We start from the raw sequence: 24,578 nt of genomic DNA, 5'->3' as shown, positions 1-24,578 counted from the left end.
GGTCAGTGAGGACGGAGCGGGAGGCGTTACTGAACGGCTTCGATTTTCTTGATCAGGTCGGCGTACTTCGCGCCGTACTTTTCCCGGACCGGTGCGGTGGCGTCGTAGAAGGGTTTCTTGTCGACCTGAATGAACTCGACGCCAGCGGCCTTGAGTTTTTCTTCGCTGGCAGCGGACTTGTTGTCCCACAGCACGCGTTCTTCAGCCTGGGCAGCCTTGGCGGCGGTCTTGACCAGCGCCTGTTGATCGGGGGTGAGTTTTTCCCAGGTGATTTTCGACATCACAATCGGCTCTGGCAGGATCAGGTGACCGGTCAGGCTGTAGAACTTGGCATTCTGGAAGTGGTTGTGTTCGAGCAGGGTCGGCGGGTTGTTCTCCGCGCCGTCGATCACGCCGGTCTGCAAGGCGCTGAAGATTTCCCCGGTGTCCATGGCGATACCGTTACCGCCCATGGCGTTCATCATGTCGATGAACATCGGGTTGCCCTGGACACGGATCTTCATGCCCTTGAGGTCCTCGAGCTTGCGTACCGGTTTCTTGGTGTAGATGTTGCGCGTGCCGCCGTCCATCCAGGCCAGGGCCACGAGGCCGAATTCGGAGTTGGTGATTTTGTCGAGGATCTCGTCGCCCACCGGGCCATCGATGACGTTACGCATGTGTTGATGGTCGCGGAAGATGAACGGCATGTTGAACACGTTCACGTCCGGCACCACCGGGCCGACGATACCCAGGCTGACGCGAGACAGCTGTACCGCGCCGACTTGCATCTGCTCGATGACTTCCTTTTCAGAGCCCAGCACGCCGCCGGGGAAGTATTGGAAGGTCAGTTCGCCGTTGGTTTCCTTGGTCAGGGTCTTGCCCATGTTTTCTTCGGCCACCACGGTTGGATAACCGGCGGGATGGATGTCGGCGAATTTGAGTTGCAGGGCCTGGGCGGCGCCAGTGAAGCTAAACATCAGCGGGAGTGCAGCGGCCAGCAAGGTGCGTTTGAAGTACATGGGGGTGAGTCTCCAGTCTTGTTATTGTTGTGTTCAAGGCGCAGCGGTGCAGCAGAGCGGTTAAAGCAGATCGTTGAACAAGGGTTCGGCAAGGCCTTTGACGTTTGGCTTCAACGCGAAAACGCCGCCGGCCAGGGATTGCGGATCGCGGTCGTCGCCGGGACGAATCGAGGCGACAAACAACGTGTCCATGTCGCTGCCGCCGAAGGCACACATCGTCGGTTTCTTCACCGGCACCTGCAGCGAGAAATCGAGGCGGCCGTCCGGGGCAAAACGATGAATCAGTCCGGCGTCGTTGGCGCAGATCCAGTAGCAGCCTTCGGCATCCACGGCGGCGCCATCCGGGCGGCCGGGGAAGTGGTTCATGTCAACGAAGATCCGCCGGTTCGACGGCGTGCCGGTCTCGGTGTCGTAATCGAAGGCCCAGATCAATTGCACGTGCGGATGTGAATCGGACAGGTACATCGTCTTGCCGTCAGGGCTGAAGCCGAGGCCGTTGGGCACGATGAAGCCGTCGAGCGGCGCTTCGATCACGCCTGACGGGCCGGCGCCGTAGCGGTAGAGGCGGCCTTCAGGCGCGTTCAGGCCCATATTGAGCACCATGCTGCCGGCCCAGAAACGGCCCTGGCGGTCGCAGCGACCATCGTTGAGGCGCATGTCCGGTCGGCTGTGTTCGACGGTGGCGAGCAATTCGCTGTCGAGGCTGCCGTCGCTGTGCGGGTGCAGATGAAAAAAGCCGCTCTGCATGCCGGCAACCCAGCCGCCACCGCTGTGACAGGCGATGCAGGCGAGCATCTGCGGGGTTTTCCAGGCCTGCACATGGCCGGAGGCAGCGCTCCAGCGTTGCAGTCCGCCGTTGGGAATATCGACCCAATACAGCGCGTTTTCCTGCGGCACCCAGACCGGGCTTTCGCCCACGGCGTTGCGAGCATCGACGATCAATTCGGCTTGCATACTCATTCCTTTGCGTCGTTGGCAGAGTGTTCAGTCGCCGAAGGGGCCGGCCGCGACGAACGCGCCGCCCTGATAGATCCGCGCCGGGTCGTCGGCGGCGGGCATCGGCTGCGCTTCGACTTTCTCGCGGAACACTTCGGAGCTGTCCTTCGCTTCGAAACCGAGGTGACTGGCGAAGCGGTTGTCCCACCAGACGTCCTTGTTGGCGGACATGCCATAGACCACGGTATGGCCGACGTTGGGTGTGTACAGCGCGCGCTCGAGCAATTGGGTGAGGTCGTCGAAGCTCAGCCAGGTGTGCATCATTCGGCGGTTCTGCGGCTCGGGGAACGAGGAGCCGATGCGGATGCTGACGGTCTCGATGCCGTAGCGATCGAAGTAGAAACTGGCCATGTCTTCGCCGTAGGACTTGGACAATCCGTAGTAGCCGTCGGGGCGGCGGGCGCAGCTGGCGTCAAGCGGCTCGTCCTGTTTGTAGAAGCCGATGACGTGGTTGGAACTGGCGAAGATCACTCGCTTCACACCATGGCGGCGTGCAGCTTCGTAGATGTGAAACACGCCGCAGATGTTGGCGCCGAGGATTTCTTCGAAAGGCCGCTCGACGGAGACACCGCCGAAATGCAGGATCGCGTCGACGCCTTCGACCAGTTGGTGCACGGCGTGTTTATCAGCCAGATCGCAGGGGACGATTTCTTCGCGGTCATCCACGGCCGGGGCGAGGGCGGCAATGTCTGACAGGCGCAGGACATTGGCATAAGGGCGCATACGTTCGCGCAGGACTTTGCCCAGGCCACCGGCAGCGCCGGTCAGCAGCAGACGGTTGAACGGGGCACGTGGAGCAGAGGTAGACGTCATGGCAATCCCTTACACGTTGTTATTAGGTTCGTTGTAGGTTGTCGTATGACTGCGCTGAAGTATCGGTAGGCTTTCCAGAACTTGTCAACGCGACTTTTGCTGTAAATGACGGAAGGGGCTCATTCACTTTGCAATCACCGCGACGCCTTCGTTGCAATGCAATTCCTTTTGGAAGCGCACCTGCTCGCGACGACGCTGTGGCAATTGACATCAAGGGTGAATCTGTCGCCGCCATCGCTGGCAAGCCAGCTCCCACAGGTATCAGCGTTGTCTTCGTTTACCGCATTCAGCACAAAATCCTCTGGGAGCGGCTTGCCCGCGATGAGGCCGATCCAGCAACTCTGGCATCGACTGACAACGCGCCTTCGCGAGCAGGCTCGCTCCCACGGGGTAAAGAGAGGTCTGCTTACAACAACGAAATCGGATAGCTGATAAAGACCCGGTTCTCGTCGAACTCGTTGGTGCTGAAGTCCCGGCGTATCGTCGCGTTGCGCCATCTCACATTGAGGTTTTTCAGCGGCCCGCTCTGCACGGTGTATCCCAGTTCCGACTCGCGGCCCCATTCCTTGCCGTCGGTAATCGCCCCGGTGTGCACGTTATCGCCGCTGATGTAGCGGTTCATCAGGGTCAGGCCGGGAATGCCGAGGGCAACGAAGTTGTAGTCATGACGCAACTGCCAGGAGCGCTCTTTGGCGTTGTCATAACTGGCGTTGTAGCTGTCGTTGGCCAGGGTGCCGCCGCTGGTGCCGTTGACCCGCATCCACGCGTCGTCGCCGCTGAGTCGTTGCAGGCCGACATAGAAGGTGTTGCCGCCGTAGCGGGCCGAAAGCAGGGCGAACGCGGTCTTGTTATCGAGGTCGCCGGCCTGGGCGCTGCCGTCTTCCTTGCCAGTGAAGAAACCGAGGTTGGCGCCCAGCGTCCAGTCGCCCAGTGGTTGGCTGTGGCTGAGGTTGAAATACTGCTGTTGGTAGATGTCGCTGAGTTCGGCGTACCACACGCCGACCAGGGTGCGCTTGTCGTTGAAGGTGTATTCGCCGCCGCCGAAGTTGAAGCGATCGGAGGTGAACGCGCCGCGGCCGTTCATCGACATGTCTTCCATGCTGGCATCGTTGCGCGGGCTGTTGCCACGGAACTGCCCACCGTAGAGGGTCAGGCCGTTGATTTCGGTGGAGGTGATCTGGCCACCGCGAAAGGTCTGCGGCAACGAGCGACCGTCGTCCGAGCGCAGGATCGGCAACACCGGCATCCATTCACCCACCTTCAGTTCGGTCTTCGACACCTTGGCTTTGAGCGCTACACCCAGTCGTCCGAAATTGTCCGCGGGGCGCCCGTCATCGTGGATCGGCAGCAGTTGCGTACCGCCGGTGCCTTTGCCGCCATCGAGTTTCTGCGAATACATTCCCAGCACATCGAGACCGAAACCGAGCGTGCCTTGGGTGAAGCCGGACTTGGCATCGAGGATGAAGTTCTGCGTCCACTCTTCGGCTTTGCCCTGCGGGTAGTTCGGATTGACGAAGTTGCGATTGAAGTAGGCGTTGCGCAGGTTCAGCGTGGCTTTGCTGTCTTCGATGAAGCCTTCGGCGTCTGCGCTCATCGGCAAAACCAGGGCTAGGCTGCCGCAGCCGATCAAACTCAGGCTGGAACGCGGGCGGGGCATGCAAATACGGGACGTGCGAACGGAATTGCAGACGAGTGTGCTCACGGTGACGCTCCCTGTTTCATTTGTTGTTCTTATTATTTGTCGTACGTCGTCGTACAACATGGTTGCGGATATTTGCGAGGTTTTCCGCAAAAGTCAACAGGGCTTTTTACGATGACTTGCGCGAGTCGGCAGCCCTGCAAATGCTGCAAAGAGGGCTGCTTCAGGCGTTTTTACCGGTTGTAGAACGCCTCGGTGTCATCGATCAGCGGGTCTTTTTCGTTCAGCACAATCTGCGCAATCCGATCCTTGCGCATGAAACTCACCTTCGGATGCGCCTGGGCGTAACGAATGAACCGCTCCATCGCCTCGACCATCGCCGGGGTGCCGCCGATGCGGTCGTGCAGACTCACCGACATCATCCGCCGCTTGCTCGCACCTTCGGCGTAGAGACGATCGAACTCCAGCACCAGTTGTTGGTAGAACTGCTCGGCGGAGAAGTGCCGTCCCTCGATCAGCACGATGTCGTTATTGCGCAGGGTGTAGGGCACCACGGCGAATTTTTTCCCGCGCACCAGGGTCACGAACGGTTCGTCGCGGCTGACGTCGTCGATGTGGTAGGTGAAGTTCAGGTCCTGCAGCACTTTCAGCGTATTCGGACTGCGCCGCAGCCAGTTGGCGTTGTAGCCGACCGAGCGCTGGCCGGTGAGTTTTTCCAGCGCCGCCACGCCGTCGCCGATGAACTGTTTTTCCTCGGCGTAATTCATGTTGTAGGAATCGGCCCAGCGCATGCCGTGTGCGGCCAGTTCATGCCCGCGCGCGGCAATTGCCCTGGTGAGTTCCGGGTGCTTGAGGGCGGCCTCGCCGACCACGTGGGAGGTGACCTTGATGCCGGTGCGGTCCCACAGATCGAGCAGGCGCCACAGGCCTTCCTTGTAGCCGTAGTCGAACCAGGTCTGCGCCGGCAGGTCCGGGTAGCCCTTGGGCAGCGGGCTGCCGGAGAAGGGACTTTCGGCGCCTTCGGGCTGGCCGCCGGTTTCGAATTGCATCGACACCGAAATCACCAGTTGCGAGCCGTCCGGCCATGGCCGTTGCTGGGCGAAAGCGAGAGCGGGCAGCAACAGGGTCGCGGCCAGCAGGTTTTTCAGCAGACGCGGGGAGCGTTGCCAGCGGGGAGTGGTCATAACGGGCACCTTGCAGGTTGAGAAGGGCTGCAAGGGTGGCAGTTGCCCGGCGCAGGAAAAATCCGTTGCGGGCGAGAGGACCTTTAAACAGAATTTACGAATCCACCACGAAACCTGTGAGGGCGGGCGTGCCCGCTATAACGGTCTGCCAGGCACCCTGTTGCCGAGCCGACTGCCGTCATCGCCGGCAAGCCAGCTCCCACAGGATTGTGGGTTTGCCGCAAGATTTGCGGCAAACTCCCGGCAACACAAGCACAAGGCCTTTCAATGGATCGATACGCCCCGCGCGACTGGCAGCCGCACGAGAAGCCCAGTCTGCCCGGTTCCCCCTCGACGCCGCTGCACTCCAACCCCAAGCGCCTGGCCTACGCGCTGGTCGGGCTGCTGGTGGCGGTGACCGGTGGTTTGGGCAACTCGCTGGTGGTCGCCAACCTGCCTTACCTGCAAGGCGCGCTGGGCGCGACCACGGCGGAGATGGCCTGGCTGCCGGCTGCGTTTGTGATGACCAATGTGTCGATGAACCTGCTGCTGGTGAAGTTTCGCCAGCAGTTCGGCCTGCGCGCGTTCACCGAAGTGTTTCTGGTGCTGTATGCGCTGGTGACGTTCGGCCATCTGTTCGTCAATGACCTGAGTTCGGCCATCGCGGTGCGGGCGGCGCACGGCATGGTCGGTGCGGCGCTGAGTTCGTTGGGCCTGTATTACATGATCCAGGCATTTCCGGCCAAGTGGCGGTTGAAGGCGCTGGTGCTGGGCCTCGGTGCGTCGCAATTGGCCCTGCCGCTGGCGCGCCTGTTCTCCGAAGACTTGCTGCAGATTGCCGAATGGCGCGGTTTGTACCTGTTCGAACTGGGCATGGCCTTGCTGTCGCTGGGCTGCGTGTTGCTGCTCAAGTTGCCGCCCGGTGATCGCTTCAAAACCTTCGAGCCGCTGGACTTTCTGACCTTCGCCATTCTCGCCAGCGGCGTGGCACTGCTTTGCGCGGTGCTCTCGCTGGGGCGCATCGACTGGTGGCTGGAGGCCAACTGGATCGGCTATGCGCTGGCGGCCTCGATTGCCCTGATCCTCGCGGGCCTGGCGATCGAGCACAATCGCAGCAACCCGATGCTGATGACCCGCTGGCTCGGCAGCGGCACGATGATCCGCCTGGCGCTGGCGGTGACCCTGATTCGCATGGTTACCTCGGAACAGTCCACCGGCGCCGTCGGTTTCATGCAGAACCTCAACATGGGTTATGAGCAACTGCACAGCCTGTATGTGGTGATGCTGATCGGCAGCATCGCCGGGTTAGCGACCAGCGCCCTGACCATCGACCCCAAGCACCTGCTGATGCCGCTGATCATCTCGCTGGCGCTGATGGCCACCGGTTCGGTGATGGACAGTTTTTCCAACAACCTGACCCGCCCGCAAAACCTGTATTTCAGCCAGTTTCTGCTGGCCTTCGGCAGCACGTTTTTTCTGGGACCGACCATGGTGTTCGGCACCCGCAACGTGCTGACCAATCCGCGCAATCTGGTGAGTTTTTCGGTGTTGTTCGGGATCTGCAACAACCTCGGCGGCCTGCTTGGCGCGGCGTTGCTGGGCACGTTCCAGATCGTGCGCGAGAAATTCCATTCCGGTCATCTGGTCGAGCATCTGACGCTGTCCGATCCGCTGGTGGCTGCCCGTGTGCAGAGCGGCGGGTCGGCTTACGGTTCCTTGCTGGCCGACCCGAGCCTGCGCAATCTGGCCGGGATTCGCAGCCTGTCGAACGCGGCCACTCGCGAAGCCAACGTGCTGGCCTATAACGATGTATTCATGCTGATCGCCGTGATTGCGGTGCTGACCATGATCTGGCTGTCCATTCGTGCGCTGTGGCTGATGAGCACCACCAAAGCCGTCGACCCAGCGCCTTCCGTACCTCCTAGCGGTGCTTCCAATTCATGACCGAACCGACCACCACAACCACCAATGCCATCGCCGCCACCCCGGAAGGCGTGGCACCGCCGTCCTCGCCGAACACCGAGCCGCGCTCGCTGCGGGTGCGGATCATTTCGTCGCTGGGCTTTGCCGCGATCGCCATTGTCGGCGTGCTGATCGTGTTGTACGCCTGGCAACTGCCACCGTTCAGCAGCGCGGTGGAAACCACTGAAAATGCCCTGGTGCGCGGGCAGGTGACGATCATCGGCCCGCAGCTCAGCGGCTATGTCTTCGAGGTGCCGGTGCAGGACTTCCAGTTTGTGAAGGCCGGCGACCTGCTGGTGCGGCTCGATGACCGCATCTATCAGCAGCGCCTCGATCAGTCGCTGGCGCAACTGGCGGTGCAGAAAGCGGCGCTGGCCAACGTCGTGCAGCAGCGCAACAGCGCCGAAGCCACGATCAAGTTGCGCCAGGCGGTCCAGGCCGACAGCGAAGCGCAGTTGCGCAAGAGCGAGGCTGACCTGCGCCGCAACAAAGAACTGGTGCGTGACGGCTCGGTGTCCAAGCGCGAGATGGACGTGGCGCTGGCGGCCAATGCGCAAAGCGTCGCGGCGGTGGCGCAGGCGAAGGCCAATCTGGAAATCGCCCGTCAGGACCTGCAAACGGTGATCGTCAACCGCGGCTCGCTGGAGGCGGCGGTGGCCAGTGCCGAAGCGGCGGTGCAACTGGCGCGGATCGACCTGTCGAATACGCGCATCTACGCCCCGCGCGACGGTCAGCTCGGCCAGATCGGCGTGCGCCTCGGTGCCTACGTCAACTCCGGGGCCCAACTGATGGCGCTGGTGCCGGACCAGAAGTGGGTGATCGCCAACATGAAGGAAACCCAGATGAACAACGTGCGGGTCGGGCAACCGGTGCATTTTACCGTCGATGCCTTGAACCACCGGCGCTTCACCGGGCATGTGCAGCACATCTCGCCGGGCACCGGTTCCGAATTCGCCCTGTTGCAGGCGGACAACGCCACCGGCAACTTCGTGAAAATCGCCCAGCGGGTGCCGGTGCGGATCACCATCGATCCGGATCAGCAGGAGATCGAACGGCTGCGTCCGGGGATGTCGGTGGTGGTCAGCATCGACACCGCAGCGGGCGACACACAACCGCACTGATCGCAGCAGATCCTTTGCAGGCGCACTCCTGCAAGGGGTCTGCGCTGGGTTCAGGCCGCGATCATCGGCGGCAGGGTCCCGAGCAGCGAGACGGCCGCCACAGCGCCCACCCCCAACAACCACTCCATGACCACACTGCGTTTGAGCGCGCCCATCCGCTGTTGGCAATCATCGATCCGCAAGCGGTTGAACAACGCCAGTGCGAGCATGCCCAGCACCAGCGTCGCCTTGATCAGCAGAATCAGGGCAAAGCCGCTGAACAGCGGCGTCGGCCACCACTGGCCGGTCAGCACGCGCACGTTGATCAACCCGGTGATCAGCAGCCCGGTCACCAGCCAGTATCCGACACCGCTGAAGCGTCGCAACACAGCACGCGGCTCACTCGGCTGACGCAAGATCATCAGCAGCAGCAACAGCCCGCCGAGCCACGCGGCGACGCAGGTGAGGTGGATGAGCTGGTTGAGAATCAGCAGTTGCCCGCTCAAGCCATCGAGCATCGCCCCGTGACCGACCGGCGCCAGCGTTGCCAGCAGCGCACCGCTCAAGCCCAGCCGTAATGCCAGGTTTGAACGCCACGGTGTGAACAGCAATGCCAGCAGTAGCGCATTGATCAGCAGATGCCAGCGCCACACCTGGCCGAAAAACGTATTGCCCAGCACCACAGCAAGCGTGTTCGGGTCGAACGCCGCCGCCGTCGAACCGGCCATGCTCGCGGTGATCAACAGCGCCCAGGCAATGCCGCTGGCCAGTGCAGTGGCCGTCAACCAACGCACCAGTCGCGCCAGATGCCGGTCCAGCTCCGGTGCCTCACGGGTGAGCAGCAGCGGGCGGAACAGCCAGACCCCGAACAGCAGCAGCACCACGATGAAATGCACAAAACGGCACAGCACCAGCGCTTCACTCATGAGTTACTGGCCGACCTTGAACTGGTAGGCGCCTTCGCTCTTGTGCGTGTCGACCGACACCGCGTGCCATTCGACCTTGTACTGGCCGGCGGTCAGCGGCGCTTCGGGCGTGACGATCAGGGTCTTCTTGTCGCCGTCGGTGGTCAGCGGCTTGACCTTCACCGGCTCGCCGTCGCGAGTGACAATGACCTTGGTGAAGCTGGCCTCGACGCCTTCGGAAAACACCAGGCGCAGTTCGCTGGGTGCGGCGACGCTGCTGTCGGCAGCCGGGGTCTGGCTTTTCAGGTGCGCGTGGGCAAACGCCTGCGAGGTGATGAACAGCGTCGCCAGCAGGGTGCTGGTGCCGAGCAGTTTTTTCAGTGTCATGGGCAATTCCCTTTCAGTGAATGACGACACACAGCGTAGCCTTTTACGACGACTTCAGGCGCATATGAATGACCGGAAACGGCCGGCCTTCGCCATCGAGCGGCGAGCGGCCGATGTCTTCGAAACCGTAGTGCAGGTAGAAGCCGTGGGCCTGCGGATTCTGTTCGTTGACGTCGACCTTGAGCAGCGGGCGGGCGACGTGATCGAGCAGCCGGCGGCCAACGCCCTGACCGCGTCGGGCCGGATCGATAAACAGCATTTGCACGGTGTCCGCGTCGGTGGCGATGAAGCCGGCCGGGGTCTGGTCGGGGTTTTCCGCGACCCAGACATCGAGCGCCGGCAGGTAGGCGTCGCGTACCAGCGGCAGCAGGCGGAAGATGTCGTCCTCGGGGAGGAAATCATGCGTGGCGCGTACCGAGCGTTCCCACAGCGCGGCGAGCTGCGGATCGTCCGCGGCGATGCGTTTGCGAATGTTCATGGGCAGGGTCCTTCAGGCAACGCAAGGAGAAGGGGGGCGATCCTAAACCAGAAAAAAGCCGCTGTGTGTGAAGAATCGTTCTCGCCTGTCGCCCGCGTGCCTGAGCGGATGCTAGTCTTCAACAACGTTGTCGTCAGGGAGCCCACATGGGCAATCACAAGATCGAGATCCGTCGCAGTAACGTCGAGAAAATCCTCCTGGCGGCGGAAAAGGTATTCGCCGAAAAAGGTTTCGGCGGCACGGCCATGGCCGACATCGCTGCCGAGGTGCAACTGCCGCGCTCCAATCTGCATTACTACTTCAGCACCAAGAGTGAGCTGTACAGCGCGGTACTGTTCGACCTGCTCGAAGTGTGGAAGCAGGACGCGCTGTGCTTCGAGATGTTCGACGATCCGCGGGTGGTGCTCAGCAGCTATATCCGCGCCAAGATGAACCACTCGCGCAGTCGCCCGTACGGTTCGAAAGTCTGGGCCAACGAAATCATCCACGGCGCCCCGACCCTCGGCGAGGCGCTGGACGCCAGCCTGTACGACTGGGCGAAGATGAAAGAGGCGAAGATCCGCCAGTGGGTGGAGGACAAACGTATCCTGGCGGTGGAGCCGTCGAGCCTGCTGTACATGATCTGGGCGTCGACTCAGCACTACGCCGATTTCGATCACCAGGTGAACATTCTCAATGACCATCAGCCGCTGTCGGACATGCAGTTCGAGCGGGCGGTGCAGACGGTGACCGGTGTGATCCTGCGGGGGATCGGGCTGGAGCCTTGAAGGATGGCTTGCAACCGATGGCTCATTCGCGAGCAGGCTCGCCCCCCACAGGGGAATGCATTGCAAATGTGGGAGTGAGCCTGCTCGCGAAACGTCGGGTCAGACGCCGCCGACCTTAAGCAGAGACGTGGTACGGGTTGCGCGGATCATGATTCCAGTCCAGGAACGGCTTGCCCGTGTCCATCGGCACCATCTCGATGCAGTCCTGCACCGGGCAGGTGATCTGGCACAGATTGCAGCCCACGCACTCGGCATCGATCACTTCATATTTATGCGTACCGTCAGCCTGACGCAGGCTGCTGATCGCCTGGTGCGAAGTGTCCTCGCAAGCGATGTGGCAACGCCCGCAACCGATGCACGCCGCCTGGTCGATTTTCGCGATTACCTGATAGTTGATATCGAGGTACTTCCAGTCCGTGGTGTTGCCCACCGCGCGCCCGGAAAAGTCGGCGATGCTGGCGTAGCCCTGACTGTCCATCCAGCGCGACAGGCCATCCTGCATTTCCTCGACAATCCGGAAACCATGCAGCATTGCCGCGGTGCACACCTGCACCGCGCCGCTGCCCAGCGCGATGAACTCCGCCGCATCGCGCCAGCTGCCGATGCCCCCGATGCCACAGATCGGCAGGCCCTGGGTCTGCGGGTCGCGGGCGATCTCGGCGACCATGTTCAGCGCAATCGGTTTGACCGCCGAGCCACAGTAACCGCCATGCGTGCTTTTGCTGCCGACGGTGGGCAGCGCGACCATGTGCTGGAGGTCGACGCTGGTGATTGAGTTGATGGTGTTGATCAACGACACCGCGTCCGCACCACCGCGATGCGCGGCGCGGGCGGCGACGCGGATGTCAGTGATATTGGGAGTCAGCTTGACGATCACCGGCAGCGAACAATAGGTCTTGCACCAGCGCGTCACTTGCTCGACATATTCCGGCACCTGGCCGACCGCCGCGCCCATGCCGCGTTCGGGCATGCCGTGCGGGCAGCCGAAATTCAGCTCGATGCCGTCGGCCCCGGTGGCTTCCACCAGCGGCAGGATGTGTTTCCACGATTCCTCGACGCACGGCACCATCAGCGAGACGATCAGCGCACGGTCCGGCCAATCCTTCTTCACCTGAGTGATTTCGCGCAGGTTGATCTCCAGCGAGCGGTCGGTGATCAGTTCGATGTTGTTGATGCCCAGCACTTCGCGGTTGTTGCCGTAATGCGCCGAGTAGCGCGACGACACATTGACCGCCGCCGGGTCTTCACCGAGGGTTTTCCAGACCACGCCGCCCCAGCCGGCCTCGAAGGCGCGCACCACGTTGTAGGCCTTGTCGGTCGGCGGCGCGGAGGCCAGCCAGAACGGATTGGGCGCTTTGATGCCAGCGAAGACAATCGACAGATCGGCCATTTATGCAGCCTCCACATTGAGCATCAGTTGAGCGTTGATCGCCTCGGCGGCGCGCTTGCCGTGTTGTACGGCTTGCACGGTCAAGTCCTGGTCGAGACTGGTGCAGTCGCCGCCGGCATACACCCCGGGGATGCTGGTACGCAGGTTGTCGTCGACCTCGATCCGCTCGCCCTGACGCTTGAGTTCGCGCGCCAACGGGTCGGCGAGGGCGCTGCTGTCGAAGGCCTGGCCGATGGCTTTGAAGATCGCGTCGGCGGCCAGCTCGAAGGTTTCCCCAGTGGTTTGCAGGCGCCCGTCGACCAGATGGGTGCGGGCGAAACGCATGCCGCGCACCCGGCCCTGCGCGTCGAGCAGAACTTCCTGCGGTTGCGCCCAGGTCAGCAGGCGCACCTGATTGGCCTTGGCGATGTCCTGTTCGTGGCCGGTGGCGCCCATGTCCGCCGCACCTCGGCGGTACACCAGATTGACGTCACGGGCCCCGAGGCGGGCCATTTGCACGGCCATGTCGATTGCGGTGTTGCCGGCGCCGAGGACGATGCAGCGTTCGGCCAGCGGCAGTTGCGTGAGGTCATCGGCCTGGCGCAGTTCGCGGATGTAATCGGTGGCGGCGAGCAGGCCGGGGGCGTCCTCGTGGGGCAGGCCGAGTTGTTTGCTGGCGTTGAGGCCGAGGCCGAGGAACACCGCGTCGAACTGCTGGTGCAATTCGCTGAGGCTGAGGTTGTCGCCGAGTTTCTGCCCGTGGCGGATTTCGATGCCGCCGATCTGCAGGAGAAAATCCAGTTCGCGCTGCGCGTAGTCGTCGACCAGTTTGTACTTGGCGATCCCGTATTCATTGAGGCCACCAGCCTTCTGCCGCGCTTCGAAAATCACCACGTCATGGCCGTGCATGGCGCTGCGGTGGGCACAGGACAAACCAGCGGGGCCGGCGCCGACCACGGCGATGCGTTTGCCGGTAGCAGCGGCGCGCTTGAACGGGTGTTCGTTGAAGTGGGCGTTGTCCACGGCATAGCGCTGCAGCAGGCCGATGAGCACCGGCGCGCATTCCTGGGCGTTGTTGCGCACGCAGGCTTGCTGGCAGAGGATTTCCGTCGGGCAGACTCGCGCGCAACTGCCGCCGAGGATGTTCGCCGAGAGGATTTTCTGCGCCGCACCGGGCACGTTGTCCTGATGGATATTGCGAATGAACGAGGGAATATCGATTTCACTCGGGCACGCATTCACGCACGGCGCATCGTAGCAATACAGGCAGCGCGAGGCTTCCAGGTGTGCCTGCCGGGCGTTGAGCGGTGGCGCCAGATCAGTGAAATGGCCGGCGAGGGCGGCCGCACTTTCGTGCGGATGCGGGAGATGGTTCAGGGTCTCGATCACGGTTTTTTGCCTCACGGTTATTGAGGTTCTCTGCCTCTGTCGGGCAGTGGTTTTTGTGTCGTTAGGGAGGGCCTCTTCGCGAGCAGGCTCGCTCCCACAGGGGAATGCATTTCAAATGTGGGAGCGAGCCTGCTCGCGAAGGCCGAAGGCCTGGATTTCAGCGTTTCACTGCAGTCGGCTTGTGCAACTCAGCCCGCTTGCTCAGCAGATCGAACACCGCCGGGTACGCCGGCCGTTCGATATACCGTCCGGCCCCGCGCTCGGCGCGCAAGTCGCCGTCGGCCCACACCAGCCGGCCCTGGCTGACGGTGTGGCTCGGCACGCCGCGCACGGTCTTGCCTTCGAAGATGTTGAAGTCGACCTGCTGATGGTGGGTCTTGGCGGAAATGGTGCGGGTGCCTTGCGGATCCCACAGCACCAGGTCGGCATCGGCGCCGACACGGATCGCGCCTTTGCGCGGATAGAGGTTGAAGATCTTCGCGGTGTTGGTGGAGGTGAGGGCGACGAAGTCCTGCATCGACAGGCGGCCGCTGTTCACTCCTTCATCCCAGAGCACGGCCATGCGGTCTTCGATGCCGGCGGTGCCGTTGGGGATCTTGCTGAAGTCGTCGCGGCCAGCGGCTTTCTGTTCGGCGCAGAAGCAGCAGTGGTCGGTGGCGGTGGTGTGCAGGTTGCCGCTCTGCAGGCCATGCCAAAGGGCGTCCTGGTGCCCGCGCGGGCGGAACGGCGGACTCATCACGTAGCCGGCGGCAGTCTGCCAGTCGGGGTGCTGGTAGACGCTGTCATCAAGCAGCAGGTGCCCGGCCAGCACTTCGCCGTAGACCGGTTGGCCTTTGCTGCGGGCGTAGGTGATCTCGTCGAGCGCTTCCTTGGTCGAAACGTGCACCAGATACAGCGGGGTGCCGATGGTCTCGGCAATACGAATCGCCCGGCTCGCCGCTTCGCCTTCGACCTGTGAGGGTCGCGACAGCGGATGCGCCTCCGGTCCCGTAATGCCCTGGGCCATCAACTTGCGTTGCAGGTGATACACCAGCTCGCCGTTTTCCGCATGCACGGTGGGCACTGCGCCGAGTTCCAGGCAACGCTCGAAACTCGCCACCAGGGTGTCGTCGGCGGCCATGATCGCATTCTTGTAGGCCATGAAATGCTTGAAGCTGTTGATGCCGTGATGGCTGACCAGCTCGGCCATTTCCTCGCGCACCTGCTCGCTCCACCAGGTGATGGCGACGTGAAAACCATAGTCCGATGCGGATTTCTCCGCCCAGCCGCGCCATTGCTGGAACGCTTCGAGCAAAGACTGCTGCGGATTGGGAATGACGAAATCGATGATCGACGTGGTGCCGCCGGCGAGCCCCGCCGCGGTGCCGCTGTAGAAATCCTCGCTGGCTACGGTGCCCATGAATGGCAGCTGCATGTGGGTGTGCGGGTCGATGCCGCCGGGCATCAGGTATTGGCCGCTGCCGTCGAGTACTTCGGCACCGACGGGAATATCCAGATTTTCACCAATGGCCTTGATCACGCCATCGGCGCAATAGACGTCGGCGCGGTAACTTTCATCATGCGTAACAACGGTGGCGCCACGGATCAACAGAGACATTCCGAGTTCCTCGCAGGCATGACCGACTGGTATCGGTTCTAGGTGTTTTATTGTTCAGGTCGCCAACCGTGTATTCCTGTCAGCGCTGTCAGGAATAGAAACTAGTCGCAGTCTTGCAATTGAGCAAGATTATTTTTTATAAGCTTATGCGTGTTTTAAGTTCTTGAAAAATAACGATAAAAATACAAAATCACCAAAATGGGGAGGCTGTTCACCATTTTGACGCACTTGACAGGATGGAAATATGGTCAAGATTTCCTATGTGAAATCAGCCGCTTGAAGTTGTGCTGCGGGTGATGGGCCACGACGAAAAAAAGTTGCAGTGCACCAGATTGAGTCCTGACAGTTCGGACAACTTGGCAAACGTTTAGCCTGAGCGTGCAGACAAGTTTTCGAGAACTCTTCCGGTGAATAATTAAAACTGTGAAATATCAGAAAGTTGCAATGCGTTGGTAGCACCGCCCGAGCGTCAGACGGAGTACCCGGCACGTTTATTGATGCCGCCGCTGACAGCATGGCCGGTGCATGAAAGTTGTCAGTTCCTCCGGCCATCGTCCGGCTCGCACATGAGTGTGCCAGCCGCCTGATGAGCAAAAAATAATCAGAAGAACAGTGGAGCGGCCATGCAACAGAACAGATCGCAAGTGACCGAGCGCGACGGCTTGTTCGAACTCGAAGCCGGCAGCGACGTCCTCGACAGTCCCCGTTACAACCACGACATGGCACCCACCAAGGTGCGCGAACGAACCTGGAACAAATGGCACATCACTGCGCTGTGGGTCGGCATGTCGATCTGCGTGCCGACCTACACCCTCGGTGGCGTGCTCACCGCGTATTTCGGTCTGAGCGTCGGCGAGGCACTGCTGGCGATTCTGTTTGCCAACATCATTGTGCTCATCCCTCTGACGCTGAATGCGTTTCCCGGCACCAAGTACGGCATCCCGTTCCCGGTGCTGCTGCGGTCGTCGTTCGGCATTCTCGGTTCCAACGTGCCGTGCCTGATCCGCGCGCTGGTGGCGTGCGGCTGGTTCGGCATCCAGACCATGTTCGGCGGGCTGGCCATTCACCTGTTTCTCGGTTCGGTGTTCGAGGGCTGGAAATCCCTCGGCGGGACGGGGGAGGTGATCGGCTTCATGATTTTCTGGACGCTCAACCTGTGGGTGGTGATTCGCGGCGCCGAATCGATCAAGTGGCTGGAAACCCTGTCCGCGCCCTTGCTGGTGGCGGTCGGCGTCGGCCTGCTGGTGTGGGCGATGCCCAACGTGTCGATGACCGAGTTGCTGGCGATTCCACCCAAGCGTCCGGAAGGCGCCAGTGTGGTCAGTTACTTCGCCGCCGGGCTGACGGCGATGGTCGGTTTCTGGGCCACGCTGTCGCTGAACATCCCGGACTTCAGCCGCTACGCCAAGAGCCAGAAAGACCAGATTCTCGGGCAGATTTTCGGCCTGCCGCTGACCATGTTCCTGTTCGCCGCACTGGGTGTGGTGATGACCGCGGCCTCGGTGAAACTGGTGGGCGTCAGCGTCTCCGACCCGGTCAGTCTGATCGGCCATATCCAGAGCCCGGTGTGGGTCGCGGTGGCCATGGCGCTGATCATCATCGCCACGCTGTCGACCAACACCGCGGCGAACATCGTCTCGCCGACCAACGACTTCCAGAACATTGCGCCGAAAGTCATCAACCGCAGCAAAGCAGTGATCCTCACCGGTTTTGTCGGCCTGGCGCTGATGGCCCACGAGCTGCTGAAAAAACTCGGCCTGATCGTTTCCGACGTCAGCCTGGAAACCGTCTATTCGAACTGGCTGCTGGGCTATTCCAGCCTGCTCGGGCCGATTGCCGGGATCATGGTGGTGGATTATTTCCTGATCAAGAAGCAGCAACTGGACCTCGCCGGACTCTATCGCGATGACGTCTACCCGGCGTGGAACTGGGCCGGTTTCATCGCGTTCGGCGTGCCGGTGGTGTTGACCCTGCTGTCGCTGGGCAGCGATGCGTTCAGCTGGTTCTACAGCTATGGCTGGTTTACCGGCTCGGCGCTGGGCGGCCTGATCTATTACGGGTTGTGTGCGATGCGGGCACAGCCTTCGGTCGTGAAATCGGCGGTGTGACTGAGGGACCCATCGCTGGCAGCCAGCTCCCACAAGGATCAAGTCGTACACAAACCATGAGTTCACTCAAAACCTGTGGGAGCTGGCTTGCCAGCGATGGCGGCCTGGAAAACACCACAGAAATACCATAAGAAACTGCCTGAGGAGATCCCCATGAACGCAGCCGTAGACGTTCTGCAATCGACCCATCAGCATATCAATCGCGACCGCCTGTGGGCCTCGCTCATGGAACTGGCCAAACTCGGTGCCACGGTCAAGGGCGGGGTCTGTCGCCTGGCCCTGACCGACCTCGACCGCCAGGCCCGCGACCTGTTCGTGCAGTGGTGCAAGGACGCCGGCTGCAGCGTCACCGTCGATGAGGTCGGCAACATCTTCGCCCGCCGCCGGGGGCGCAATCCGGACCTGCCGCCGGTGATGACCGGCAGCCACATCGACACCCAGCCCACCGGCGGCAAGTTCGACGGCTGCTTCGGCGTGCTGGCCGGGGTCGAAGTGCTGCGCACCCTCAATGACCTCGGCGTGGAAACCGAAGCGCCGCTGGAAGTGGTGGTCTGGACCAACGAAGAAGGCTCGCGCTTCGCCCCGTGCATGATGGGCTCGGGGGTGTTCGCGGAAAAATTCACCCTGGAAGAGACCCTGGCCAAGGTCGATGCCGAAGGCGTCAGCGTCGGCGAGGCGCTCAATGCCATCGGTTACGCCGGGTCTCGCAAGGTCAGCGGGCACCCGGTCGGTGCCTATTTCGAAGCACACATCGAACAAGGACCGATTCTCGAAGACGAGAAGAAAACCATCGGCGTAGTGCTCGGCGCTCTGGGGCAGAAGTGGTTCGACCTGAAACTGCGCGGTGTCGAAGCCCACGCTGGTCCGACCCCGATGCACCTGCGCAAGGACGCCCTGGTCGGCGCCTCGGTAATTGTCGGTGCAGTCAACCGCGCCGCTCTCGGCCATCAACCTCACGCCTGCGGCACCGTCGGCTGCCTGCAGGCCTACCCCGGCTCGCGCAACGTCATCCCCGGCGAAGTGCGCATGACCCTCGACTTCCGCCACCTGCAACCGGAGCGGCTGGATTCGATGATCAGCGAGGTGAAACAAGTCATCGAGGCGACCTGTGAAGAGCACGGCCTGACCTTTGAACTGACCCCGACCGCCGACTTCCCGCCGCTGTACTTCGAAAAGGGCTGCGTCGACGCGGTGCGTGGCGCGGCGAAAGGCCTGGGCCTGTCGCACATGGACATCGTCAGCGGCGCCGGCCACGACGCGATCTTCCTCGCCGAACTCGGCCCGGCCGGGATGATCTTCGTACCGTGCGAAGGCGGCATCAGCCATAACGAAATCGAAAATGCCGCACCGGATGATCTGGCGGCGGGGTGCGCGGTGCTGTTGCGGGCGATGCTGGCGGCTTCGGCGGCAGTAGCGGGAGGGCAGCGCGCGGCCTGACTTCAAACTGTCATCTGTTCGTGCGACGTTGCCGCCCCGGAAAAGGAAGTCAGGGACGCGCAATGTCGCCCATCAAAGTCATCACCTCAGGCTCGGCGTATCTGGACATCGACGCCTACGCCTGCTGCATCGCCTACGCCGAGTTGCTCAATCTGCAAGGCATTTCCGCCCGCGCCGTCAGTAGCGCAGCAGCGAACCGCAGCGTGTCGCCGAGCGTCCTGAGTTGGCGCGCTACTTTCCACCCATACACCCCGCAGGCCAACGACGAATTCGTCCTGGTCGACGTGTCCGACTATCAGCATTTCGACCCATTGGTGGTGCTCGAACAGGTGGTGGAGGTTATCGACCATCACCCCGGTTTTGAACGCTACTGGGATGAACGCCTGGGTTCAGCCGCCGATATCCGCCCGATTGGCGCGGCGGCGACACTGATATTTCAGCGCTGGCAAGCCGCCGGTCTGCTTTGGCGAATCAGCCAGCAAAGCGCGGCATTGCTGGCCACGGCGATCCTCGACAACACACTCCACTTCAGCGGGCAAATGACCACCGAACTGGATGTTCGCGCCTATGACTTGTTGGCGCGGCAGGCGAGGCTGCCGGCGAACTGGCCCGAGCAGTATTTCCTCGAATGTCAGGCAGCCATCGAGTCAGATCTGCATGCCGCGTTGGCGGCGGATCTGAAACGCTTCAAACCGGACAGCAACCTACCGGCGGTTTTCGCACAGATGACGGTGTGGGATGCCGACGGATTGATCCGCGAGCAGCGCAACGAGATCTGCCAATGGATGGCCGGGCAGGGTGACGACTGGGTGCTCAACGTCATCGGCATCCGTGACGGCCAGAGTTGTCTGCTGGCTGGGCCAATGGTCAGCCAGCAGAAGTTGAATAGCTTGTTGCCGCTGCAATGGCAGTCGGCAATGGCTGTGGTGAAACCTTCGCGGCTGCGCAAAGAACTGTTGCAGCTGGGGCTGAACCTCAACCCGGCCTGATGCGCTGATCAACCTGGACGGTCATTCCTGCCAGCAGGGCCCTGGCGTCGGTCAGGGCCGCTCGGGTTGCCCAGATCCAGCAACCGTCGTTCGAGCAAAACATTCTCCAGGGCCTGACGCTCGACCGGCGCCATTTGGTGTTCGCGCTTTTTCAGCTCGAGCAGAATCGGGCTGGACCAGGTGCGATAGGTCTGTTCGATGTTGCGACGCGACGTCATCAGTCTCTCCTTGATCAAGAGCCCGGTGGCGCTGGCAGGGGCTCAATCCGATGAGGGCTTAACCTTAGTCGACAAAACTCGGGTACGCGAATGACTCTCTTTTTGTGGGAGCTAGCTTGCCAGCGATAACGGTTGGTCAGTCACGGCTGTATTGCCTGACAGTCCGCGTTCGCTGGCAAGCCAGCTCCCACAGGGTTTTGTCTTGCAGGGGGATCCGCGGTCAATCGTCGACGTTCATCATCGCCTGCACACCCTCCCACGCTTCGGCGCGCATGCGCTCGATGTCCAGCCCCGGTATCACGCCGTTATCGACCACGATCCGTCCGCCCACCAGGCTGTATTTCACCGTGATCGGTTCGCCGGCCACCACCGGTGCAACGGCGCGGTCGTGGAAGCCGAAGAAGCGTGGATGGTCGAGGCTGTAGATCACCAGATCCGCTGCCTGGCCGACTTCCAGCGTACCGACCGCGCCCAGTCCCAACACCTGCGCACCGCCCGCCGTGCCCCAGTGGATCACATCTTCGGCGGTGGTGGCGGCAGCACCTTGTTCGGCGCGGTGCAGCAGCCACGCGGTGTTGGCTTCGCCGACCATGCTTCCGGATTCGTTGGACGCCACGCCGTCGACGCCGAGTGAGATCGGCACGCCGGCATCGAACATTTGCGGCACCGGGGCGACGCCGCTGCCCAGGCGCGCGTTGCTCACCGGGCAGTGTGAAATGCCCGTGCCGGTTTGCGCGAGCATGCGGATTTCGCCGGGTTGCAGGTGCACGGCGTGGGCGAACCACACATCGGGGCCGAGCCATTCGTGTTCGGCGACGAATTCCACCGGCAGGCAGTTGTACTTGTCGCGGCAGAAATTCACGTAGTTCTGCGTTTCCGACAGGTGCGTGTGCAGGCGCAGACCGAGGCCGCGCGCGGTGTGCGCCAGTTCGCGCAGCAGGGTCGGCGGTAGCGAGAAGGTCGGCGTGGTGGGTGCGACAACGACCCGGCGCAGGGCGTCTGGGATGTCCTGGTGATAGCGCGATTTCAGGCGCTCGATGTCGCCGACCATTTGCTCGAGGCTTTCCGGTTGCAGCGCGGTTTTCGAGAAGCCCGGATGCGCGCTGGCCGATTCCAGTGCGCCACCGCGGCACAGCACGAAACGCAGGCCGAAATCTTCGGCCAGGTCGAACAGCAGGTCGCCGGTCTCGGTGCTGCCGTGTGCGTGGTAAAGGTAGTGATGATCGGCGCAGGTGGTGACGCCGGACAGCAGCATCTCGACCATGCCCAGGCGTGCGGCGATCCGCGCCAGTGGCGGGGTGAAGCGGTTCAGACGCGGGTAGGGCACGCTCGCCAGCCAACCCTGCAGATCCTGATTCAAACCTTCGGGCACGGCTTTGAGCAGGTTCTGGAACAGGTGATGGTGGGTGTTGATCCAGCCCGGATAGACCACACAGTTGCGCGCATCGATGACCCGTTCGCCGGGTTGCGCGTCGAGGTTGGCGGCCATGGCGGCGATGCGTCCGTTGACCACGCGAATGTCCACTGCACCGGCCCGGGCACTCGGGCCGCGCAGGCCGGTCATCACCGCGACCGGGTTTTTGATCAGGATGTTTTGAAGTTGAGTCATGGGCAGGCTCCAGTCAGAGGGTGTGCGAGGCGGATTTGCCGGTTGTGGTTTCTGGCACGCTGACGCCGTTGAGCGCCGCGTTGAGCAGCACTGACACCAGGCAGGCGATGACCACGCTGCTGTGCAGGAACGGCTGTGACCACTCGGGCATTTGTTTGAACAGGGTCGGCGCGAGCACCGGTACCAGCGCCGCGGCGATGGTGAAACCGACGATCAGCACGTTGTAGCGATTGCGTTCGTAGTCGACCTTGGCCAGGGTCTGGATGCCGGCCGCGGCGACCACGCCGAACATCGCGATGCCGGCACCGCCCAGCGCCGCTGTCGGCATCGACGCGATGATCGCCCCGGCCTTGGGCACCAGCGCGATCAGGCACATCAGCAAGCCACTGACCGCCACCACCCAACGGCTGCGCACACCGGTCAGGATCACCAGGCCGACGTTTTCCATGAAGGCGATGAACGGGAATGCCGCGAACATCCCGGCGATGGTGCTGGCCAGGCCATTGGCGCGCAGGCCGTTGATCACCTGTTGGTCTTCCACCGGTTTGTCGACGATGTCGCCAATGGCCACGAACAGCCCCATCGACTCGACCATCTGCACAATCATCACCACCACCATGGTGGCGATGGGGATCAGGCTGAACGTCGGCAGGCCGAAGTAGAACGGGTAGGGCACGGTCAGCCAGGGCGCCTCTTCGACGCTGTGGAAATTGCCCATGCCCAGACCGTAGGCCAGACCCGCACCGACCAGCATGCCCACCAGCACCGCCATGTTGCGCAGCAGCGGACTGCCATAGCGATTGACCAGCAGAATGGTCAGCAGCACCACCACCGCCACCGCGAGAAAGGCCGGGGCGCCGAAGTTGCTCGCGTTGCGCCCGCCGCCGACCCATTCGTAGGCAATCGGGAACAGCTGCAAGCCGATCACCGTGACGATGCAGCCGGTGACCACCGGGGGGAAAAACCGCCGTAATCGGCCGACGAAGGGCGCCATCAGCAGGGTGAAGATACCGGCACCGATCACGGCCCCGCAGATCCCGGCAAACCCCACCTCGGGGTTGCTGCCGATGGCAATCACCGGGCCGACGCTGCTGAACGCCACGCCTTGCAGAATCGGCAGGCGCACGCCGAATTTCCAGAAGCCGACGGTTTGCAGCAGGGTGGCGATGCCGGAGCAGAACAGCGTGGTGCTGATCAGCACCACGGTGTCGGCGTGGGACATCTTCAGGGCACTGGCGACAATCAACGGCACGGCGATGGCGCCGATGTACGAGACGGCCATGTGTTGCAGGCCGAGGGTGAGCATCTGGCGCACCGGCAGAACGCGGTCAACGGGATGCACGGTGGAGGAAGGAGTGGCTGACGACATGGGAAACACCTCTGGCTGTTTTTATGCGGTAGAGAGGGGTATTCGTCTGATGCCGCGCACCTCAGGAACACAGTGCAACCCTGTGGGTGCTGGCTTGCCAGGGATGGCGATTTAGCAGTCACCACCTTTATCAACCGGCAAGCCAGCTCCCACAGGTTTTGTGTTGGGCAAAAAATCTGGCATCAGTCATTCGTGCGCGGAACCGCCATCCACCGGCTCCGATGCCTTGTTCAGCCTGCCAGGCAGGCGGCAAAGCCCTGGTTCAGTGCCGCACGATCCAGGTCGCGGCCGATGAACACGATCTTGCTCGAACGCGGCTCCGTGCCCCAGGCGGTCGAGGCGCGGAACTCGACCAGGCTGTGCACGCCCTGCAGCACATAGCGCTGGTCCTCGTTGGCCACGGCGAGCACGCCTTTCATGCGGTACAGGTTGTCGGCCTGGGAGGAGCGCAACTCGCTGATCCAGCGGTGGAACGCCATCAGGTCGACCGCGCCTTCGACGGCGATGCCCACCGACGACACGCTCGGGTCGTGTTCGTGGTCAGGCCCTTCATGATCGTGGTGGTCATGGTGATCGTGCTGCTCAGCGCCGATTTCCATGAGCTTCTGCGTGCACTCGAACGCGCCGATACCGAGGATTTTCGTCAGGTCGATTTGCGCGTGGGTCGAGGTCACCAGGTCTGCCGTGGCATTCAAGCCACGGATCTTGCCGCGCAAGGCTTCCACCTCGGCGCTGCTGACCAGATCGACCTTGTTGATGACGATGCGGTCGGCACAGACGATTTGATCCACCGCCTGATTGTCGACCCCATCGAGCTGCAGGTCTTCCAGGTGCTGGGCGATGTGCCTGGCGTCGACCATGGTCACGATGGCATCGAGTTCGACTTCCTCGGCGATCGGGTCGTTGATGAAGAAACTCTGGGCTACCGGGTACGGGTCGGCGAGGCCGCTGGTCTCGATCAGGATGTGATCGAGGCGCACCGGACGCGCCACCAGTTCGCGGACGATGCGCACCAGGTCCTCGCGAACCTCGGCGGTGCAGCACACGCAGCCGTTGACCATTTCGTAGATCTCTTCGGTCTCGGAACTGAGCACCAGGTCGCCGTCGATGCCGACCTCGCCGAACTCGTTTTCGATCACCGCGATCTTGCGTCCGTGGTTCTCTTTGAGGATGTAGTTGAGCAGGGTGGTTTTGCCGGCACCGAGGAAGCCGGTGAGGATGGTGACCGGGATTTTGGTGTTGGGGGTTGGGGCGTTGAATGGGCTGTTCATCTGGAGCTCCTTAC

Annotated in this window: 21 protein-coding genes; 6 read left to right on the top strand and 15 right to left on the bottom strand. The window is 62.2% G+C overall.

All coding sequences use genetic code 11. The features are described 5' to 3' along the window. Nucleotides 1-26 precede the first annotated feature (26 nt). From QRN70_RS04700 to QRN70_RS04680, 5 genes are all read right to left on the bottom strand, one after another. Nucleotides 27-998: a TRAP transporter substrate-binding protein gene (locus QRN70_RS04700; RefSeq protein WP_285416048.1), complete on the bottom strand. Its 972-nt coding sequence runs from the start codon at nucleotides 996-998 to the stop codon at nucleotides 27-29. Between the two features lie 60 nt (nucleotides 999-1,058). Then, nucleotides 1,059-1,952 carry an SMP-30/gluconolactonase/LRE family protein gene (locus QRN70_RS04695; protein WP_285416047.1) on the bottom strand — a complete coding sequence of 298 codons (894 nt, stop codon included), beginning with the start codon at nucleotides 1,950-1,952 and terminating at the stop codon, nucleotides 1,059-1,061. A gap of 30 nt (nucleotides 1,953-1,982) precedes the next feature. Next, a complete protein-coding gene (locus QRN70_RS04690) occupies nucleotides 1,983-2,807 on the bottom strand; it encodes an NAD-dependent epimerase/dehydratase family protein (protein ID WP_285416046.1) in 825 nt (274 codons plus the stop codon). A 406-nt stretch (nucleotides 2,808-3,213) separates the two neighbouring features. Beyond that, a complete protein-coding gene (locus tag QRN70_RS04685; RefSeq protein WP_285416045.1) occupies nucleotides 3,214-4,464 on the bottom strand; it encodes an OprD family porin in 1,251 nt (416 codons plus the stop codon). 215 nt (nucleotides 4,465-4,679) lie between these two features. Continuing rightward, nucleotides 4,680-5,630: a polysaccharide deacetylase family protein gene (locus tag QRN70_RS04680; protein ID WP_285416044.1), complete on the bottom strand. Its 951-nt coding sequence runs from the start codon at nucleotides 5,628-5,630 to the stop codon at nucleotides 4,680-4,682. A 267-nt stretch (nucleotides 5,631-5,897) separates the two neighbouring features. On the opposite strand from QRN70_RS04680, the gene QRN70_RS04675 reads away from it, so the two are divergent. Together QRN70_RS04675 and QRN70_RS04670 are read left to right on the top strand one after the other, a co-directional pair. Next, on the top strand, nucleotides 5,898-7,553 hold the full coding sequence (locus QRN70_RS04675; RefSeq protein ID WP_285416043.1) for an MFS transporter: 1,656 nt from the start codon (nucleotides 5,898-5,900) through the stop codon (nucleotides 7,551-7,553). Beyond that, the gene (locus QRN70_RS04670) at nucleotides 7,550-8,692 is read left to right on the top strand and encodes an HlyD family secretion protein (RefSeq protein ID WP_285416042.1); all 1,143 of its coding nucleotides are present in this window, start codon (nucleotides 7,550-7,552) and stop codon (nucleotides 8,690-8,692) included. The genes QRN70_RS04675 and QRN70_RS04670 overlap by 4 nt, the downstream gene beginning before the upstream one ends. A 50-nt stretch (nucleotides 8,693-8,742) precedes the next feature. Here QRN70_RS04670 and copD read toward each other — a convergent pair whose 3' ends face one another. The 3 genes from copD to QRN70_RS04655 are packed head-to-tail and all read right to left on the bottom strand — an operon-like array spanning nucleotide 8,743 to nucleotide 10,441. After that, nucleotides 8,743-9,597, bottom strand: a complete 855-nt coding sequence (gene copD, locus QRN70_RS04665) for a copper homeostasis membrane protein CopD (RefSeq protein WP_285416041.1) — start codon at nucleotides 9,595-9,597, stop codon at nucleotides 8,743-8,745. A gap of 3 nt (nucleotides 9,598-9,600) precedes the next feature. Continuing rightward, nucleotides 9,601-9,963 carry a copper homeostasis periplasmic binding protein CopC gene (gene copC, locus QRN70_RS04660; protein WP_285416040.1) on the bottom strand — a complete coding sequence of 121 codons (363 nt, stop codon included), beginning with the start codon at nucleotides 9,961-9,963 and terminating at the stop codon, nucleotides 9,601-9,603. A 43-nt stretch (nucleotides 9,964-10,006) separates the two neighbouring features. After that, entirely contained in the window at nucleotides 10,007-10,441 is a 435-nt protein-coding gene (locus tag QRN70_RS04655; RefSeq protein ID WP_285416039.1) for a GNAT family N-acetyltransferase, read from the bottom strand. 146 nt (nucleotides 10,442-10,587) lie between these two features. Here QRN70_RS04655 and QRN70_RS04650 point away from each other — a divergent pair, with 146 nt between their 5' ends. Continuing rightward, on the top strand, nucleotides 10,588-11,208 hold the full coding sequence (locus QRN70_RS04650) for a TetR/AcrR family transcriptional regulator (protein WP_285416038.1): 621 nt from the start codon (nucleotides 10,588-10,590) through the stop codon (nucleotides 11,206-11,208). A gap of 115 nt (nucleotides 11,209-11,323) precedes the next feature. On the opposite strand, the gene preA is transcribed toward QRN70_RS04650, so the two are convergent. The 3 genes from preA to hydA form a co-directional block, all read right to left on the bottom strand. Further along, nucleotides 11,324-12,598 (bottom strand): NAD-dependent dihydropyrimidine dehydrogenase subunit PreA, encoded by a 1,275-nt coding sequence (gene preA, locus QRN70_RS04645; RefSeq protein ID WP_285416037.1) that lies wholly within the window; start codon nucleotides 12,596-12,598, stop codon nucleotides 11,324-11,326. After that, the gene (locus tag QRN70_RS04640) at nucleotides 12,599-13,966 is read right to left on the bottom strand and encodes an NAD(P)-dependent oxidoreductase (protein WP_285416036.1); all 1,368 of its coding nucleotides are present in this window, start codon (nucleotides 13,964-13,966) and stop codon (nucleotides 12,599-12,601) included. A gap of 157 nt (nucleotides 13,967-14,123) precedes the next feature. Further along, nucleotides 14,124-15,563, bottom strand: a complete 1,440-nt coding sequence (gene hydA / locus QRN70_RS04635; protein ID WP_285416035.1) for a dihydropyrimidinase — start codon at nucleotides 15,561-15,563, stop codon at nucleotides 14,124-14,126. 623 nt (nucleotides 15,564-16,186) lie between these two features. Here hydA and QRN70_RS04630 point away from each other — a divergent pair. From QRN70_RS04630 to QRN70_RS04620, 3 genes are all read left to right on the top strand, one after another. Continuing rightward, on the top strand, nucleotides 16,187-17,671 hold the full coding sequence (locus tag QRN70_RS04630; protein ID WP_285416034.1) for an NCS1 family nucleobase:cation symporter-1: 1,485 nt from the start codon (nucleotides 16,187-16,189) through the stop codon (nucleotides 17,669-17,671). A 153-nt stretch (nucleotides 17,672-17,824) separates the two neighbouring features. Then, on the top strand, nucleotides 17,825-19,108 hold the full coding sequence (locus QRN70_RS04625; protein WP_285416033.1) for a Zn-dependent hydrolase: 1,284 nt from the start codon (nucleotides 17,825-17,827) through the stop codon (nucleotides 19,106-19,108). Nucleotides 19,109-19,179: 71 nt separating this feature from the next. Further along, nucleotides 19,180-20,097 (top strand): DHH family phosphoesterase, encoded by a 918-nt coding sequence (locus QRN70_RS04620; protein WP_285418011.1) that lies wholly within the window; start codon nucleotides 19,180-19,182, stop codon nucleotides 20,095-20,097. Between the two features lie 8 nt (nucleotides 20,098-20,105). Here the strand turns inward: QRN70_RS04620 and QRN70_RS04615 are convergent, their stop codons facing one another. The 4 genes from QRN70_RS04615 to QRN70_RS04600 form a co-directional block, all read right to left on the bottom strand. Then, nucleotides 20,106-20,315, bottom strand: coding sequence for a hypothetical protein (locus tag QRN70_RS04615; protein ID WP_285416032.1), 210 nt, complete (start codon nucleotides 20,313-20,315; stop codon nucleotides 20,106-20,108). A 220-nt stretch (nucleotides 20,316-20,535) separates the two neighbouring features. Next, a complete protein-coding gene (locus tag QRN70_RS04610) occupies nucleotides 20,536-21,924 on the bottom strand; it encodes an amidohydrolase family protein (protein ID WP_285416031.1) in 1,389 nt (462 codons plus the stop codon). Nucleotides 21,925-21,937: 13 nt separating this feature from the next. Continuing rightward, a complete protein-coding gene (locus QRN70_RS04605; RefSeq protein ID WP_285416030.1) occupies nucleotides 21,938-23,293 on the bottom strand; it encodes a nucleobase:cation symporter-2 family protein in 1,356 nt (451 codons plus the stop codon). A gap of 230 nt (nucleotides 23,294-23,523) precedes the next feature. Beyond that, nucleotides 23,524-24,564 carry a CobW family GTP-binding protein gene (locus tag QRN70_RS04600; RefSeq protein WP_285416029.1) on the bottom strand — a complete coding sequence of 347 codons (1,041 nt, stop codon included), beginning with the start codon at nucleotides 24,562-24,564 and terminating at the stop codon, nucleotides 23,524-23,526. Nucleotides 24,565-24,578 lie beyond the last annotated feature (14 nt).

Source organism: Pseudomonas sp. efr-133-TYG-5 (assembly GCF_030209175.1).
Taxonomy (GTDB): domain Bacteria; phylum Pseudomonadota; class Gammaproteobacteria; order Pseudomonadales; family Pseudomonadaceae; genus Aquipseudomonas.
This window is presented reverse-complemented; position numbering and strand designations above follow the sequence as displayed.

Bases quoted from the DNA above. Each gene is read 5' to 3' on its own strand.
- QRN70_RS04655 (WP_285416039.1), bottom strand. From the start codon at position 10,441: ATGAACATTCGCAAACGCATCGCCGCGGACGATCCGCAGCTCGCCGCG.
- QRN70_RS04680 (WP_285416044.1), bottom strand. From the start codon at position 5,630: ATGACCACTCCCCGCTGGCAACGCTCCCCGCGTCTGCTGAAAAACCTG.
- QRN70_RS04610 (WP_285416031.1), bottom strand. From the start codon at position 21,924: ATGACTCAACTTCAAAACATCCTGATCAAAAACCCGGTCGCGGTGATG.
- QRN70_RS04690 (WP_285416046.1), bottom strand. From the start codon at position 2,807: ATGACGTCTACCTCTGCTCCACGTGCCCCGTTCAACCGTCTGCTGCTG.
- QRN70_RS04600 (WP_285416029.1), bottom strand. From the start codon at position 24,564: ATGAACAGCCCATTCAACGCCCCAACCCCCAACACCAAAATCCCGGTC.
- copC (WP_285416040.1), bottom strand. From the start codon at position 9,963: ATGACACTGAAAAAACTGCTCGGCACCAGCACCCTGCTGGCGACGCTG.
- QRN70_RS04695 (WP_285416047.1), bottom strand. From the start codon at position 1,952: ATGCAAGCCGAATTGATCGTCGATGCTCGCAACGCCGTGGGCGAAAGC.
- preA (WP_285416037.1), bottom strand. From the start codon at position 12,598: ATGGCCGATCTGTCGATTGTCTTCGCTGGCATCAAAGCGCCCAATCCG.
- QRN70_RS04700 (WP_285416048.1), bottom strand. From the start codon at position 998: ATGTACTTCAAACGCACCTTGCTGGCCGCTGCACTCCCGCTGATGTTT.
- QRN70_RS04605 (WP_285416030.1), bottom strand. From the start codon at position 23,293: ATGTCGTCAGCCACTCCTTCCTCCACCGTGCATCCCGTTGACCGCGTT.
- QRN70_RS04625 (WP_285416033.1), top strand. From the start codon at position 17,825: ATGAACGCAGCCGTAGACGTTCTGCAATCGACCCATCAGCATATCAAT.
- QRN70_RS04615 (WP_285416032.1), bottom strand. From the start codon at position 20,315: ATGACGTCGCGTCGCAACATCGAACAGACCTATCGCACCTGGTCCAGC.
- QRN70_RS04630 (WP_285416034.1), top strand. From the start codon at position 16,187: ATGCAACAGAACAGATCGCAAGTGACCGAGCGCGACGGCTTGTTCGAA.
- copD (WP_285416041.1), bottom strand. From the start codon at position 9,597: ATGAGTGAAGCGCTGGTGCTGTGCCGTTTTGTGCATTTCATCGTGGTG.
- QRN70_RS04650 (WP_285416038.1), top strand. From the start codon at position 10,588: ATGGGCAATCACAAGATCGAGATCCGTCGCAGTAACGTCGAGAAAATC.
- QRN70_RS04685 (WP_285416045.1), bottom strand. From the start codon at position 4,464: ATGCCCCGCCCGCGTTCCAGCCTGAGTTTGATCGGCTGCGGCAGCCTA.
- hydA (WP_285416035.1), bottom strand. From the start codon at position 15,563: ATGTCTCTGTTGATCCGTGGCGCCACCGTTGTTACGCATGATGAAAGT.
- QRN70_RS04675 (WP_285416043.1), top strand. From the start codon at position 5,898: ATGGATCGATACGCCCCGCGCGACTGGCAGCCGCACGAGAAGCCCAGT.
- QRN70_RS04670 (WP_285416042.1), top strand. From the start codon at position 7,550: ATGACCGAACCGACCACCACAACCACCAATGCCATCGCCGCCACCCCG.